Origin of the sequence: Paenibacillus phoenicis (assembly GCF_034718895.1) — a bacterium.
GTDB lineage: Bacteria > Bacillota > Bacilli > Paenibacillales > Paenibacillaceae > Fontibacillus > Fontibacillus phoenicis.
On the sequence record NZ_JAYERP010000001.1, the window covers coordinates 1996568 to 2012249 of the forward strand.

Genomic DNA, 15682 nt, shown 5'->3' on the forward strand with positions numbered 1-15682 from the left:
GAAGTTTTTCTTGCGATATCAGGATGCCAATGCCCCGAAGTTTATACTTTCTGATATCTTAAAAAAACGCCATTTGGCGCTCCCTCATGGAAGCCAAATGGCGTTTGTTGTGATTAGTACAATTCCTGTACTTCTTGACCTTTCTCAGGGACACGTTCGCGGCTCTCCAGCGTATCCCAGGTTTCGCTGCTAAGCAAATCCAACTGGGCTTCCACCAGCGTACGGAAACGAGCGCGGTAAATGGAAGCCTGCTTCTTGAGCTCTTCCACTTCCATCGCGATTTTGCGCGATTTGGCCAGCGATTCGTTGACGATCCGGTCGGCATTCTTCTCCGCTTCCTTCACGATCAACTGGGCTTCCTTCTTCGCGTTGTTCTTCACTTCATCGGCCGCTTCCTGTGCAACGATAATGGTCTTGCTAAGAGTTTCCTCGATATTCGCGAAATGATCCAATTTCTCTTGCAAAGTCAACAGTTGGTTATGAAGCTCCTTGTTCTCCCGGATCACGATCTCATAGTCTTTAATGACTTGGTCGAGAAACTCGTTAACTTCATCTTCGTCATAACCGCGCAAACGTCTGGAAAACTCTTTGTTATGTATATCCAGCGGCGTTAATGGCATGATCCTCACCTCCTAGAAATTTCGAAACTCCCCGTGAAGCGATAGTTCCATCAGGTAATGGTCCCGTTGTTGAACTCGCACCTCAGCGGGAAGACGTGTCCAATTCAATCACGAGATACATTCAAGAACCAGTTCGAACTATCATATTCGACAAGAATCCACCATCTCCTGCAAAACGCCTTATACAAATTTACCGATTTTGACACGATGTCTGCCTTTCTTGGTCAGACCGCCTGCTTCCAGCACCTTAAACCGCCCGAAGCCCTGCAGTGCGACGACATCGCCAACCTTCAACGGTGTGGAGGGGTCCTCCTCCGTTCTCCAGTTCACTCGGCAGCGGCCGGCTTTGATCGGAAGCAGCACTTTGTTGCGGCTTAAGCGAAATACATCGCTGGCGATCCCATCCAGCCGCAATGAAGCCACCGTTAGCTCCATCGGTTCCAGCTCTTTCTCCATCGTCCGCAGTTCGCTGAGGTTCAGCACATCGGTCATGACGTTGACGCGATGCACTTGATGGAGGTTCATTTGCAGAAACGGCGCAATCTCTTCCGCAACGATGACGTGACATCCGTCCTCGCGAACATGGATGTCGCCGATTTTATCGCGTTTGAGTCCTAATCCCAAAATCGCCCCTAAATAATCGCCATGCTGCAGGGTGAGAAATTTCTGGTCTCCTGAGGTGATATCGAGCACTTTCAGTCCCATCGGCTCTTGGCTTAGATCCCGGTAATCCGGAGCAATTAATGCCCGCCGCCGTTCCGCGCCTTCATAACCGCCGTCCAGCCGAATTTGCGTGTCTGGATGACGATTCGCCAGGGTCTCCAGAATATAACACTGCCGCGGATCCAAGAAGTCGCTGAGCTTGACCTCATGATAATCCCCGGCATTCACGACCCATTCCCAGGCTCGGTCGACAAACGGCCGTTCCTCCGGTTTAAAATGCTCATAAATATCGGCTTTCATCATTAGTACCCAAAGATATAGTGGAGAACACTACTTAATCCGAAGAAAGCCAATCGGAGGACAAACAAGGCAATAATCGGGGAGATGTCGATCATCCCCATGATCGGTGGAATAAACCGCCGGAAAGGAGCCAAATAAGGTTCAACCAGCTTGCCGAGCAGCTCGCCGATAAAGCTGTCGCGGGCGTTAGGCACCCATGACATCAAAATGTAAACCAGGATCATATAAAAATAAATGTTGTATAGCAACATCACGATGGAATCAATATAGCCTGCCAAAGCTGTCATCACCTCATTCTGTTATAATCGGAATCCTCCGTTAAAATCTCTGTAATGGATCCCTGAATCTCGACGGTATCCGGCGTGCAGAGAAAAATATTCGATCCAATTTTGGATATGCTTCCGCTAAGCGCATAAATCGTTCCGCTTAAGAAATCGATAATGCGCATAGCTTGATCATTGCGAACCCGCTGCAAATTGATGACGACCGATCGATGGGAACGAAGATGGTCAGCGATTTCCTGCGCTTCTTCATAGGAGCGAGGTTCATAGAGGATCACCTTGACATTCTTCTGGGAGTGAATGCTGACCACGTTGCTTCCTCTCTGATTTTTACGGGATTCAAAGCTTGGGGTTTCAATTTCCGTGTCTTCTTGACCAGAAAACCGTTCGCGCTCCACAATCTCTTCTTCTTCCTGCAAGCCCAGAAAGTTCATGAACCGGTTCATTACTCCCATTACGACAATTCCCCTTTCCCCACTAACAGCGTTCCGAGGCGAACCCATGTCGCCCCTTCCTCAATCGCCACTTCAAAATCTCCCGACATGCCCATCGACAATTCCGTCAACGGCTCCGCCGTCACCGATTGAGCGTTCAGTTGATCACGCAGCTCGCGCAGCTTGCGGAAGACTGGTCTTGTCCGCTCTGCATCCTCCTCGATGGGAGCCATGGTCATGAGACCCACCACGCGGACATGCTTCAAATCAGCGATTTCCTTCAAAAAATCAGCAGCGGCCTCGGGTGCAATCCCTTGCTTGGACGCCTCGCCGGAGACGTTCACCTGCAAAAATGCGGTAACGCTCGTTCCCATCGCAGAGGCTCGTTTCTCCAATTCACGGGCCAGCGACAGCCGGTCCAACGAATGAATATATTGAAATCTTCCAATGACGTCCTTGACCTTATTGCTCTGCAGGTGGCCGATAAAATGCCAGGTCCCTTGCCCTCCGAGCGCTTCCCATTTCGGAACGGCGATTTGCGGGCGATTCTCGCCGATATGCACGATTCCTGCCTCCAGCACTTCGCGCGTAGCTTCAACCGATACATATTTGGTTACGGCGACGACATGGACCTCCTCGCGCTTCCTGCCGCTTCGCTCGCAGGCTGCCTTAATCTGCTCTTCCACGTGCTGTATCCGTTCCTTCAGCGACACGGGAAGGATCACCTCTCTTTTATGCCAATCCAGCTTGCCATTCTCCCTGTAACGCCATTTTGCGCCCGGTAAGAGTAAAAATACTCCGGATGACAGCTTGTACACCACGTTGTACATTCGATATGAGTCGGCAATATTCCTGCTTTAATCATAATGATTCGATTCATTTCTTTCAAGTTCAGCATTGTTTTTCCTGCACGGGGAGATGCGGAAGCATAATGCTGCTCCTCGCCTGGTAGGGCCTCACGAACCTTCTCCATCACCACTTCGTCCACCTCATAGCAGCATTCCCCAATGCTGGGGCCAATCGCCGCCCGGATCTCGCTACGCTGGCTGCCGAACTCGCGCTCCATCGTTTGGATCATTTCCGCAGCGATCAGACGGACGGTGCCTTTCCAGCCGGCGTGGGCCAAGCCAACGACGCCTCTCACGGGATCAGCGAAATAAAGGGGAACACAATCGGCATAAAACGAGGTGAGCAGCACGCCCGGCACGTTCGTCACCAGCCCGTCCGTTTCCTGGAAAGCGCTGCTGCGGTCCAGGTATCCTTTGCCGCGATCTTCGGCACGAACCACGGCGACGGCGTTGGCGTGAACCTGCTCCCCGCAGGTCCATGCCTCAGGGGCAAACCCCAACGCTTCAGCTAACCGGCGCCGGTTCTCAAGCACGTGCTGAGGATCATCGCCAACGTGGAGAGCCAAATTTAAGGCATCATACGGCGGTTCGCTGACTCCGCCTGACCGTCCGGTAAATCCGGCGCTGATTCCCGGAAAAATATTCGCCCACGGAGCCAGCTCGAGCCGTTCCGGTTGTTGGTCTTTAGCATTCCTTACAAACGGTTCCATCATCCATCTCCTTATAGGAATTAAAATTTAACGGACCTAAACGACCTTATTTATCAAAAAAGCCGCCTAATTTTTTTGTAACGGACCGGAGAGTCGTTATTAGCTTGAAATCGCAGGAAATCATGCCCAGTTCAGCCGAATAAGGTCTTTAGGGTCCGCTACATTTTGTTTCCGGCAGAAATCGGCAGAATAACGTCTCTGAGGTCCGTTATAATTCAAGACACTGTATTTCCTTCAAGTCTACCACAAATCGGCACTACACCGCTTGTGGATTCTAGCTCCGCCGTTCCGCCCGTCCGTCTCGGTCGATATACACCGTCGTGTCGTAGGTCGTCTGCGTTCTTGGTTCTCGGAGTTCCTCCATTTTAACCAACACGACATCAGATCCGATTTTCACGATATTTTTCCATGGGATGATCAGATCGCTCCCTCCGCCAAACAACCCCATAAATTTAGCCCCGACAGGCACAACAATCGCCTCAATAACCCCCTGCCTCAAGTCCAGTTCCAGGTCGCTGATATGCCCAAGCCGTTTCCCGTCCACGACGTTGATGACGTCCTTCGTCTGAAAATCGGATATTTTCATACTCGCCCTTACCACATTGTCCATGGTTCTACCGCCCCCGTCCCGTCTAATTACTCCGTCCCTTTACTATATGAGCGCGGGATTCGGAGCATGCGCCTTGGCCACAGGAAAAGAGACGTCCAAACAACACACAAAAAAACTCCGTAGCGAAATCGGCAGGAGCCCAAATAAAAAAGGTCCCCGCAGGGACCGGATTTACGACTTCACATGCTTCTGCATTTGTAAAATAGCGGATTTCTCGAGCCTGGACACTTGGGCTTGGGAGATCCCGATCTCATCGGCGACCTCCATTTGCGTTTTGCCTTCAAAGAAACGCATGGACAAGATCATCTTCTCACGGTTGCCCAACCGCTGCATCGCTTCGCGTAAGGCGATTTCCTCGATCCAGGATACGTCCTTGTTCTTGTCATCGCTGATTTGGTCCATCACGTAGATGGGATCCCCGCCGTCATGGTAGATCGGCTCGAACAAGGAAACCGGGTCCTGGATGGCGTCGAGGGCAAAGACGACGTCCTCCTTCGGTAAGCCCAAAGCCTCAGAGATTTCAAAAATCGTAGGTTCACGGGAGTTCTGATTGGTCAGGTTGTCCCGCATTTGAAGCGCCTTGTAGGCGATATCTCGCAAGCTTCGGGAGACGCGGATCGGGTTGTTGTCCCGCAGGTAACGCCGAATTTCCCCAATGATCATCGGCACAGCGTAAGTGGAGAATTTGACGTTCTGCGATAAATCGAAATTATCGATGGCTTTCATGAGTCCGATGCAGCCAACCTGGAATAGGTCGTCCACATACTCCCCCCGATTGTTGAACCGCTGGATGACGCTCAGCACGAGTCTCAGATTGCCATTTACTAACTTTTCTCTGGCTGATCTTACGTGGTCCTGCTGCAACGAGTGGAACAATTCACGCATTTCCGCATTGGTTAGAACGGGCAATTTTGCGGTATCGACACCGCAAATTTCGACTTTGTTTCGGGTCATCGTGTCTTACCTCCCAAGGAGAAACTAATGAACAGTATCTCCCGGGACTGCATTTTTATTCCGCCGTCATCTTCCAGGTCGAAGCGAAAACACTTAAGTCGACTTCTGTCGAAATAATTGGAGATTGGGAAAATTGCGCTTCCATCAGGCCATTACACCATCTTGTTAAATTCCTTGCGCAGCCGTTTAATGATCCGTTTCTCCAGACGCGAGATGTACGATTGCGAAATCCCCAGCAGGTCAGCTACATCCTTCTGTGTCTTCTCATCGCCGTCAACGAGCCCGAACCGAAGCTCCATAATCATCCGTTCGCGCTCGGTTAATTTATCCAGCGCTTTGTGCAGCAGCTTGCGGTCGACCTGCTCCTCGATGTTACGATAGATTGTATCGTTCTCCGTGCCGAGCACGTCGGAGAGAAGCAGCTCGTTGCCGTCCCAATCGATGTTCAGCGGCTCATCAAAGCTGACCTCGGTGCGGATTTTGCTGTTCCGACGCAGGTACATCAGAATTTCGTTTTCGATACAACGGGATGCGTAGGTCGCCAGCTTGATCTTTTTCTCCGGGTCAAACGTGTTGACCGCTTTAATCAAGCCAATCGCGCCGATGGACACCAGATCCTCGATATTAATTCCCGTGTTCTCGAACTTTCTAGCGATATATACGACCAGCCGCAGGTTGCGCTCGATCAGCATCGCCCGGATGGCGGAGTCGCCGCTGGGCAACCGCTGCAGCAAGTATTCCTCCTCTTCGCGCGTTAATGGCGGAGGGAGCGCTTCGCTGCCGCCGATATAATAGATTTCTTCACTCTTTAATCCAAAAAGAAACAGCAGCCGGTAATACTGCAGCTGCAGCATCATTTTCCACTTTACATGCATCGCTTTGTATCCTCCTAAGTTACGTTCCCGTTTTACTGATGGTGTCCATGCTTTCATTCGCCTCTGCTGTCTCTACCAGTGCGGGATGAATAATCGCTTGGTAAGTGCCTTCCGTCGATAACCGCCCTCCATCCAAGCCGATCAGCACCCGGGACGTCCGGTGTTCCTGGCCTTCCAGACGGACCGTTACCTCGTCAGGCTTCAGCGCCAGCATGAACTGGGTTCCTTTGTTGATCCCGCGATACGGAACCAAACGCAGCCGCTCCGGCCATGGAAAATCCCCCGCTTCCGTCAGCTCCAAGATGAGGTTGTCCGCACGCTCGTCAGCCAGCTTTCCCCGATACGACGGGGGGAGAACCCGCTCCCAAAGCGCAGCTTCCATCACCGTCACCGGCAGCCGGCTCAGGGGATCGGATAACTGGTTGCCCGTATCGATCAACCCCGTGCACGTAATCGCCGTATCGCCAACACGCACCTCCAACTCGGCCAAGAACGAGCGAATCCGCTCCTGACGCTGACGTGCATCGATCACCCGCTTAAACCAATACAAGACGGCAAAGAAGCATACCAGAATAAACAACGCTCCGATTTTCAAGGAAAACGAAAGCCCGCCGGAAGCCGAATACCATATCCCGCTCCAGATTTCTCCGGAGTCTTGCAGCAAATAATGTACACCTAGAATCCCGCCGGCCGCTGCAAAATTGACGATATAAAAAGCTCCCATATTCCGTAAGTAGTTTTGTAAACTTCCAAATCCGAACGCAACCCACAGCATCACGACAGAGAATAGAAATTTCACCAGAAACGTGTACAGAAATGAGAGCTCCGGCAAAAACATCATGACGACGTACATCGCCCCAACCACCGCCGACAAGGCCAGCCGCCAGAGAACGACTTTTTGCTTCCGCATCCAAGCCGTGACCAGGAGCAAGCTTGCATCGATCAATAGGTTCATCAAAAATATGAGATCGATATAGACAACCAACGGCATTCACCTGCCTGGGTAGATGGTTATCAGTATAAAGAGAACGAGCGATAAAGTCTGTCTAAAATTGAAAGTAGAATGCCACTATTTTTGTCGACATCGCTGAAGAGATTCGCAGGACTGGAGGAGAGAAAAAAAGACCTTGGCCCATACTCGGGTCAAGGTCTCGGGGAAGACGTTTAATAGCTCCTAACCTATTCGTTGTTGTTCCGCGAACGGTTACGAAGAAACGTCGGAATATCCAGTTGGTCGCCGCTAGGCTGGTTGCCGAACGGTCTCAGCGTGGAGGTCGATCGGGTTTCCTGCGGCTCCGGAGCACCAGGGGCAGACACTGCCGGCTTGCGGCTAGGCATCGGCTTGTTCTCGAACCCCGTGGCGATCACGGTAACTTTGATCTCTTCTTTCATATTCTCATCGATGATTGCACCGAAAATCATGTTCACTTCTGGGTCAGAAGCGGCAATCACGATCTCTGCTGCTTCATTAACTTCATACAACGACAGGTTGGCCCCGCCGGTAATGTTCATAATGACGCCGCGTGCCCCTTCGATTGAAGTCTCCAAGAGCGGACTCATGATTGCTTTGCGTGCAGCTTCGGCAGCACGGTTCTCGCCGGTTGCAAGACCAATACCCATCAGAGCGGATCCGCGCTCAGTCATGATCGTCTTCACGTCGGCAAAGTCGAGGTTGATCAGACCCGGCACGGCAATCAAGTCAGAAATGCCTTGCACGGCTTGACGCAGGACATTGTCCGCTTCGCGGAACGCTTCCAGCATCGGCGTCTTCTTATCCACAATCTCAAGCAAGCGATCGTTCGGAATGACGATCAGCGTGTCTACCTTTTCCTTCAATGCTTCAATGCCCATCTCCGCTTGCGTGGAGCGCTTGCGGCCTTCAAACGTAAACGGACGGGTCACGACGCCAACCGTCAACGCGCCGCATTCTCTGGCGATCTCGGCGATAACCGGCGCTGCACCAGTTCCCGTACCGCCGCCCATACCGGCAGTAACAAACACCATGTCGGCGCCTTTCAACGTATTGGCAATCAAATCGCGGGATTCCTCTGCCGCTTTCTTACCCACCTCCGGATTGGCTCCGGCGCCGAGACCGCGGGTCAGCTTGTCCCCGATTTGCAATTTATGTTCGGACTTGGCCAAATGCAGCGCTTGAGCGTCCGTGTTGACCGTAATAAATTCCACGCCCTGCACGCCGTTCTCGATCATTCGGTTAACCGCGTTGCTTCCGCCGCCGCCAACCCCGATCACCTTGATTTGTGCCAAGCTCTCCATTTCGAAATCAAATTCCAACATACTCTTCCATCTCCCCCTCAATATGCATGGATCGCCCATGCATCATTCCTGAACCACTATATAAATTCGCTAAACAAGTTCTTGAGTCGTTCCATCAATCCGCTCTTCCGAACGGTTTCCTGCGGTGCCGGAGCCTTGCTCCGGTTCGCGTTCTTCTTCGGGCTGGAAGCGCTGCGGATCCGCATGTTTCTGACCACCTTATGCAGAATTCCCACCCCGCCGGTGTAAGAAGGATCACGAACGCCGATGAAATCAGGCACAGCAATTCGAACCGAAGCTTCCAGCTCCTGCTGGGCAATCTTGAGCAATCCCGGCATGGACACCGTACCGCCGATCAGGATATATCCCCCCGGCTGCTCGCTGTAGCCAAGACGCTTGACTTCCTGGCGGATCAACTGAAAAATCTCCTGTACGCGCGGCTCCGCAATCGCGGCTAAATCCTCCTGCGTAAACTCCTTGTCCACATTGCTTCCGATCCGTGTCACCTTAAAGGTTACATCCGACGCCGCGTCCTCGATTGAAGCGCAGCCGTATTTCAACTTCGCCTTCTCCGCATGATCCGTTAACGTCCGAAGACCGTAGGCAATGTCGTTCGTTATAAATTCTCCCCCAATCGGAAGCGTGGATGTCGCAACGATCGTGCCGCTTTCAAATACAGCGATCGTCGTGGAACCCGCACCGATGTCTACCAGGACGGATCCCATCGTTTTTTCGTCTTTAGACAACGCCAATTGACCGGCAGCAAGCGACAGCAATATCAGATCCCGAACCTTAAGGCCGGCCTTCTCCACACAGCGAAGCAGATTGTGAATCGCCGTCTTGGAGCCGGTGACGATCGTCGCTTCCACTTCCAGCCGAACGCCAATCATCCCGCGCGGGTCCGAAATCCCTTCCAGTCCGTCCACGATATATTGCTTGGCCACCACATCGATAATTTCTCGTTCCGGCGGCAGGGCGATCACCTCGGCCGCCTTCAGGACCCGCTCGATGTCTTCTTCACCGATTTCCCGGTCTTCATTTTGTACGGCTACAACCCCGTGGCTCGTTTGGAGTCCGATGTGATTTCCCGAAATGCCGACATACACTTCAGATATTTGAATATCTACCATCCGTTCTGCATGATCCACAGCGCTGCGGATCGATTGCACCGTTTGGTCAATATCTACAATCGCGCCTTTTCGAATTCCTTCCGAGTCGGCAGATCCAACCCCAATAATATTAAAGGTTCCATTATTAATTTCCCCAATAATAGCACGAACTTTGGATGTACCGATGTCCAAACTAACAATGATGTCATTGTTGCTCAAGCCCCTGGCACCTCCTATTTCCCCATCAAAATATACTTGCAAAATATGCTTGCCGTGTTAGATGCACTATCTACTAATTCAACGCCACTTAACCTTTCCCTCTTTTTTCTACAAATTTTTTGATTTCCAACTTTTTACATCTCATAGACAGGAAGTAACCTGACTGTGGCAGAGACCCTGCCCCTATCTGAAAAATTAGAAGAAAAAAGAGGGAGAACGCCAACTAGCCCATAAAATGTATTTTATCATTGTTTTTCAATCATGAGTAGTATCATTTTGTCCATCGTCTCCGTCCTCCGTCGTGGAGTAAGGAACATAAGAATCCGCGTCCAGCATCGTCAGCTTTCCAGGGTCCTGTGTTTGCAGAATTTCGTTCATGTATTCCGCCTTTTTGGCTAGGAGGGAAGTGGCTGAAATGATTTCGAATTTGGACCGGGTATACAGCTTAATTCGGTCCGGATAAGACAACGTTGGTGAAGGTACGATCTCCGAAATGTCTGCGGTCAGCTCGTCCGGAATTTGCGACAGCGTTTGGCAAAGTTTGACCAAGCCCTCGTCATCGTCCTTCCAACCGGTTAATATCGGCTTGTCCACCGGCATCGACCCGTCCTTCAGGTCGATGCGCGTTCCGTTGGCGAGCAAGCCTCGCAGCTTCCCGTCCTCTGACAGCACATACGCTGCAATCGGATATTCCTCGATATGGATCGTTACGCTGCCGGGAAACGTTTTGTCTACCTCAGCTTGCTTCACCGAAGGAATCTCTTCCAGCTTGCGGGCGATATGATCGGCACTGACCGCAAAAAACGGCGAACCCACCTGAAGCCCTGTGGCGCCCAACAGCTCCGTCTCCGTCGTATACGTATTGCCTTCAAACGTAATGACAGAAATTTTGCTCAGAGATGAACGGAAAAATAGAACGCATAATAACGCGAGGAACAGCAGGATAAGTATGGTTTTGATTTTTCGTCCGCTTTTCTTCTTGGGCGCAGGTTCTTTTAGGACGGGTACATTCGCTTTTGGCATGTCATTTCTCCGCAACTTTCTGAATAAGTATTACAAAGCTTATTATCCCCTCCAGGGGAGGGGACAAAAGTTTAGGGCTATACTACGAAGGTTTCGCAAATCAGCATCACATTGGCCTAGGCCAGATCCAGCTGACGCAAGGCTGGAGATTCACGGCGTACCGAGCCTCCAAGCCGTTGGAACATCGTTTCGATCCGATCATAACCACGGTCGATATGATGAACCTGCTCCACCACGGTTTGACCCTGGGCCGCCAAGCCGGCGATCACCAGCGCCGCCCCTGCACGCAGGTCGGTTGCTTCCACGGTCGCGCCGTAAAGCCGGGGCACCCCGCGAATAAACGCGGAATTCAGGTCCACCGTAATGTCGGCTCCCATGCGAACCAGCTCGCCCACATGCTTGAACCGGCCTTCGAACACGGTTTCTTTCATCACGCTCATTCCGTCCGCCAAGGATAACAGTACCATCACTTGGGACTGCAAATCGGTAGGAAACGAAGGATAAGGTGAGGTCACAATCCGTTCCACCGCTTTCGGACGGCCTGCACTGCTCAACGTTATTATATCATCGCTCACTCCGATTTGAACACCGGCCCGCTTGAGCACGTGCAGCAGCGATACCAGATGCGAAGGGTTGCTGTGGGTCAGCGTGACGCTGCCGCGGGTGGCAGCAACAGCAATTAAAGCAGTACCCGCAACGATACGGTCCGGGATAATCTCGTAATCGCAAGGGAAGAGGCGTTTCACTCCTCTGATCGTAATCGTGTCGGTACCAGCGCCGATGATGCTGGCGCCCATGGCATTCAAGAAGTTTTGCAAATCCTGAATCTCCGGCTCCCGTGCTGCGTTCGTAATCATGGTTGTGCCTTCAGCCAACGCTGCAGCCATCATGATGTTCTCCGTTGCACCCACGCTGGGGAAATCCAGATGGATGTCGGTACCAACCAGCTTGCTGGCTCTGCACCATATTTGCTGATCGTGCTCTTCAATCTTCGCTCCTAAAGCTTCAAGTCCCTTCAAATGCAGATCGATTTTCCGTTCCCCGATCGCACAGCCTCCCGGCTGATAGATGCATACTTCCCCAAACCGGGCAAGCAGCGGCCCCATCAAAAAGATGGAGGAGCGCATCTGTTTCATCAAATCCTCAGGAACATGGCTGGAATCTGCTCCCGAGGTATCGACAGTCACCGTATCTCCCAAATGGACGGCTTTACAGCCCAGTCGACCGAGAATGCCTAACATGACATCAATATCGAGCAGGCGGGGGACATTTCGAAGTTGCACCTTACCTTCCGCCAGCAGCGATGCGGCCAGAATCGGCAGTGCGGCATTTTTCGCTCCATGGATACGAATGGTTCCTGATAGGGGTTTCCCGCCTTCGATCACCAATTTGTCCAATGTATCACCTCCGAGTTTACCGTTCACCCACGAAGAAGACCTCCGGCACCAGCGCCACCCCAAATTGATCTTGGACGGCTGCCTTGACTTGCTCCATGAGCGCAAGAACGTCCTCTGCTGTCGCTTGCCCGGTATTGACGATGAAATTGGCATGCAGCGTGGACACTTCAGCCCCGCCGACCTTCATCCCTTTGAGACCCGCCGCTTCGATCAACCTGGCGGCATGATCGCCGGGCGGATTGCGAAATACGCTGCCTGCACAAGGCTGCGAGAGCGGCTGCGTTTTACGGCGGCGGTCCTTGTACGCCGCCATGGCCGCCGCGACCTCCAGCCGGTCACCCGCGGCAAGCGAAAAACGTGCCTGAGCCACGATCCCTCGCTGTTCATGCAGGACGGAATGCCGGTAGGCAAACTTCATATCCTCCGCTGTGTATGTGACCAATTCACCCGTCTCCAGAACAATGTCAGCGGATTTAAATATACGTGACACATCGGACCCGTGGGCACCGGCATTCATGTAGACGGCGCCGCCGACCGTACCCGGGATCCCCCCGGCGAATTCCAGCCCGGTTAACCCCTCTTTGCCCGCCATGATGCTGAGCCGGACGGTGGATGCGCCTCCTCCGGCGCTGACTTCCGTACCGTCGAAAACAATCTGCTCGAACTCACCACCCAGCCGGATGACGCAGCCTCGGATGCCTTTGTCGGAAACCAGCAGATTGGAGCCTTTTCCGATCATCATCCACGGGATTCCTTCTGCGTGGAGCAAGCGCATCAGCTCCGCAAGCTGCCGGGTCGTTTGTGGAACGGCCATCGCATCCGCCGGACCGCCGATTTTCCAAGTCGTGTACTTCGACATTGGCTCATTCGGCAACACCTCCAAGGCCTCCAGCCTGGTCAATTGTGATATCCACTGCTGCATCGTATAACCCTCCTTGACTTGAATGGCGGATACCTTCGGCGGTATTTCGCCGGGTGCCACTGTTCCATATCGGCAGCCGATGACTGCCGGAGCCCGGGTCCTGCAGGGCTGATCATCTTGCCCCGCTTGGTTGTCACGATTTATAGAGTATCTTATGCCTCCCTCACGGAGAGTGTGACAATCGCCCAGCCCCCGGCACAAGGCCTTACGCCGCCCATGAACAGCGCCTTATTGGTGTTTGACGAGCCTCCGCATCTCTTCCACGATAAGATGAGCGGAATCCGGTTTGCCCAAGGCACGGGAAGCGGTCGACATCGCGCTGTGCTGACGCAAATCGCTCATCACGCGCTCGATGGACGCATACAGGCTGCGGCCCGTCAGCTCCGACTCCAAAATCACTTCGGCGGCACCGGCGCTCTCCAGCGCGCGGGCATTTTTCTCTTGATGATTGTTCGTCACGTTAGGGGATGGAATTAGAATCGCGGGGATCCCCAGCGCCGTAATTTCCGCCAAAAAAGAAGCCCCAGCACGGTTCACGATCAGCGAGGTGCAGGCCAGAACCTCCGGCATGTTATGCACATAAGGAAGCACCTGCAGATTGGCGGGCAACTCGCCCAATTTCGCCGAAATCGCCTCCACCGTCGAGGCATAATAGCGGTCTCCGGTGACGTACACAAATTTTAAGTGTTCGGACTGTTTAAGCAGCGGAGCCATTTCAACCATCGCTTGATTGATGGCTCGAGCTCCCTGACTGCCGCCGACCACAAGGACAACCGAGCTGCTAGGCGGCAAACCAAGGGATTCAAAGCCCTTTTGTTTATCGGCTGCAAATACGGTTGTCGCCCGCGGATTTCCCGTGTAAATGACGTTTCGAGCTGCGGGGAACGCCTTTTCCGATCCCTCGAAGCTGACGGCAACCGTCGATGCGTATTTGCTCAGGAAGCGGTTCGTTAAGCCCGGAATGGCGTTCTGTTCATGAATGATGCTGGGAATGCCCAGCTTGGCCGCAGCGTACACCACCGGACCGCAGACATATCCGCCGGTTCCGATGACGACATCGGGCTTAAATTGTTTTAACAGTTTCTTGGAAGTTTGCACTCCCTTGAGAAAACGCATGACCGTTTTCACATTATCGAATGACAGCTTCCGACGGAAGCCGGTAATCTCAATCGCTTCAAACGGAATTCCTTGCTGCGGAACAATCGAGCTTTCAAGCCCGCGCTTGCCTCCGATGTACAGAAATTCGGAGCCGGGAAATTCCTTGGCGCATTGGCTGGCGACGGCCAGAGCCGGGTAAATATGCCCCCCGGTTCCGCCGCCGCTTAGTACGACGCGCATATTCTCACCTCGCATAACGGGATAAATTCAGTAGAATGCCCAGCGCGGTCAGCATCAGCGTCAGCGAAGATCCTCCGTAACTGATCAGCGGCAGCGTAATGCCGGTGACCGGCATCAGGCCGATGACAACGCCGATGTTGATCACGACCTGCACGCCAACCATGCCAACGATCCCAACGGCAAGCAAGCTGCCAAACAGATCGTCGATGGTCATGGCAACGCGCATACCGCGCCATACTAAAATTAAAAACAATAACAGAACCAAAAGTCCGCCGATAAAACCTAATTCCTCTGCTAGGATCGAGAAGATAAAGTCGGTTTGCGGCTCAGGCACGTAGCTGTATTTTTGCCGGCTCATCCCCAGTCCCAAGCCCGCCAATCCGCCGGGTCCAATCGCATACAGCGACTGGATGATCTGATATCCTGCGCCCAGCGGGTCCGACCAGGGATCAAGGAAGGCGGTGATCCGCTTCAGCCGGTAAGGCGCTGCCAGGATCAAGCCGACGAAGCCCAGCGCTCCCACGGCCGCCAGGCCGGCTAAATGCCGAATGCGTGCACCTGCGGTAAACACGATCAACAGGGAAGCGCCCAGCATGACCGTCCCCGTCCCCAAATCGGGCTGAAGCATGATTAAGCCGAAGGCAAGTCCGATAATCCCAAGCGGCGGCAGCAGGCCTTTCGTAAAATTCGTGATCTTGTAATCTTCCTTACTCAGCCAATAGGATAGAAACAAGATCATGCCAAGCTTCATAAACTCGGAGGGTTGAATCCCAAACGAGCTGATGCCCAGCCAGCTGCGCGCCCCGCCGCGCACGACCCCGATACCGGGAATCAGCACGATCACGAGCAGGATGAAGCATAGAACCAGCCCGATTTTGGCGTATTTCCGCAGCAGACGGTAATCTACATTCATCATCAGGAACATCGCGATTAACCCAAGTACAGCAAAGAGCAGCTGCCTCTTGACGAAATAGAAAGAATCGCCGTAATCATGGAAAGCGAGTACGGAACCCGCGCTGTATACCATTACGATTCCGATCGCCAGCAATCCGAGAATGCTGGCCGCCAGCCAAAAATCCGGCGCCGTACGGCTCTTGCCCATCGT

At 52.9% G+C, this 15682-nt stretch carries 17 protein-coding genes; all 17 read right to left on the reverse strand.

Translation table 11 applies throughout. The annotated features are described in order from the left end of the window. Nucleotides 1-113 precede the first annotated feature (113 nt). Complete coding sequence (locus U9M73_RS09475; RefSeq protein WP_036645630.1) at nucleotides 114-620, reverse strand: DivIVA domain-containing protein; 507 nt, start codon at nucleotides 618-620, stop codon at nucleotides 114-116. 180 nt (nucleotides 621-800) lie between these two features. Beyond that, on the reverse strand, nucleotides 801-1583 hold the full coding sequence (locus U9M73_RS09480) for a YlmH family RNA-binding protein (protein WP_323076971.1): 783 nt from the start codon (nucleotides 1581-1583) through the stop codon (nucleotides 801-803). Between the two features lie 2 nt (nucleotides 1584-1585). Next, nucleotides 1586-1870, reverse strand: a complete 285-nt coding sequence (locus U9M73_RS09485; RefSeq protein ID WP_009225615.1) for a YggT family protein — start codon at nucleotides 1868-1870, stop codon at nucleotides 1586-1588. Then, nucleotides 1870-2319, reverse strand: coding sequence for a cell division protein SepF (locus tag U9M73_RS09490; RefSeq protein WP_009225614.1), 450 nt, complete (start codon nucleotides 2317-2319; stop codon nucleotides 1870-1872). The genes U9M73_RS09485 and U9M73_RS09490 overlap by 1 nt, the downstream gene beginning before the upstream one ends. Then, on the reverse strand, nucleotides 2319-3011 hold the full coding sequence (locus U9M73_RS09495; RefSeq protein WP_036645624.1) for a YggS family pyridoxal phosphate-dependent enzyme: 693 nt from the start codon (nucleotides 3009-3011) through the stop codon (nucleotides 2319-2321). The genes U9M73_RS09490 and U9M73_RS09495 overlap by 1 nt, the downstream gene beginning before the upstream one ends. 8 nt (nucleotides 3012-3019) lie before the next feature. Further along, nucleotides 3020-3856 (reverse strand): peptidoglycan editing factor PgeF, encoded by an 837-nt coding sequence (gene pgeF / locus U9M73_RS09500; protein WP_036645622.1) that lies wholly within the window; start codon nucleotides 3854-3856, stop codon nucleotides 3020-3022. Nucleotides 3857-4130: 274 nt separating this feature from the next. Continuing rightward, a complete protein-coding gene (locus U9M73_RS09505) occupies nucleotides 4131-4466 on the reverse strand; it encodes a YlmC/YmxH family sporulation protein (protein WP_009225611.1) in 336 nt (111 codons plus the stop codon). 171 nt (nucleotides 4467-4637) lie between these two features. Next, nucleotides 4638-5420: an RNA polymerase sporulation sigma factor SigG gene (gene sigG / locus U9M73_RS09510; RefSeq protein WP_009225610.1), complete on the reverse strand. Its 783-nt coding sequence runs from the start codon at nucleotides 5418-5420 to the stop codon at nucleotides 4638-4640. 152 nt (nucleotides 5421-5572) lie between these two features. Then, nucleotides 5573-6295, reverse strand: a complete 723-nt coding sequence (gene sigE / locus U9M73_RS09515) for an RNA polymerase sporulation sigma factor SigE (RefSeq protein WP_009225609.1) — start codon at nucleotides 6293-6295, stop codon at nucleotides 5573-5575. 19 nt (nucleotides 6296-6314) lie between these two features. Further along, complete coding sequence (spoIIGA, locus tag U9M73_RS09520) at nucleotides 6315-7286, reverse strand: sigma-E processing peptidase SpoIIGA (RefSeq protein ID WP_009225608.1); 972 nt, start codon at nucleotides 7284-7286, stop codon at nucleotides 6315-6317. A 188-nt stretch (nucleotides 7287-7474) separates the two neighbouring features. Then, on the reverse strand, nucleotides 7475-8590 hold the full coding sequence (ftsZ, locus tag U9M73_RS09525) for a cell division protein FtsZ (RefSeq protein ID WP_036645617.1): 1116 nt from the start codon (nucleotides 8588-8590) through the stop codon (nucleotides 7475-7477). 56 nt (nucleotides 8591-8646) lie between these two features. Further along, nucleotides 8647-9897 (reverse strand): cell division protein FtsA, encoded by a 1251-nt coding sequence (gene ftsA / locus U9M73_RS09530; protein ID WP_009225606.1) that lies wholly within the window; start codon nucleotides 9895-9897, stop codon nucleotides 8647-8649. Nucleotides 9898-10152: 255 nt separating this feature from the next. Continuing rightward, nucleotides 10153-10920 carry a cell division protein FtsQ/DivIB gene (locus U9M73_RS09535; protein ID WP_323076974.1) on the reverse strand — a complete coding sequence of 256 codons (768 nt, stop codon included), beginning with the start codon at nucleotides 10918-10920 and terminating at the stop codon, nucleotides 10153-10155. Between the two features lie 116 nt (nucleotides 10921-11036). Further along, on the reverse strand, nucleotides 11037-12317 hold the full coding sequence (gene murA, locus U9M73_RS09540) for a UDP-N-acetylglucosamine 1-carboxyvinyltransferase (RefSeq protein WP_009225604.1): 1281 nt from the start codon (nucleotides 12315-12317) through the stop codon (nucleotides 11037-11039). Between the two features lie 16 nt (nucleotides 12318-12333). Further along, nucleotides 12334-13239 carry a UDP-N-acetylmuramate dehydrogenase gene (gene murB, locus U9M73_RS09545; RefSeq protein WP_009225603.1) on the reverse strand — a complete coding sequence of 302 codons (906 nt, stop codon included), beginning with the start codon at nucleotides 13237-13239 and terminating at the stop codon, nucleotides 12334-12336. 228 nt (nucleotides 13240-13467) lie between these two features. Then, the gene (gene murG, locus U9M73_RS09550) at nucleotides 13468-14577 is read right to left on the reverse strand and encodes an undecaprenyldiphospho-muramoylpentapeptide beta-N-acetylglucosaminyltransferase (protein WP_260070713.1); all 1110 of its coding nucleotides are present in this window, start codon (nucleotides 14575-14577) and stop codon (nucleotides 13468-13470) included. Nucleotides 14578-14581: 4 nt separating this feature from the next. Then, on the reverse strand, nucleotides 14582-15679 hold the full coding sequence (spoVE, locus tag U9M73_RS09555; RefSeq protein WP_009225601.1) for a stage V sporulation protein E: 1098 nt from the start codon (nucleotides 15677-15679) through the stop codon (nucleotides 14582-14584). Between the last annotated feature and the right edge of the window lie 3 nt (nucleotides 15680-15682).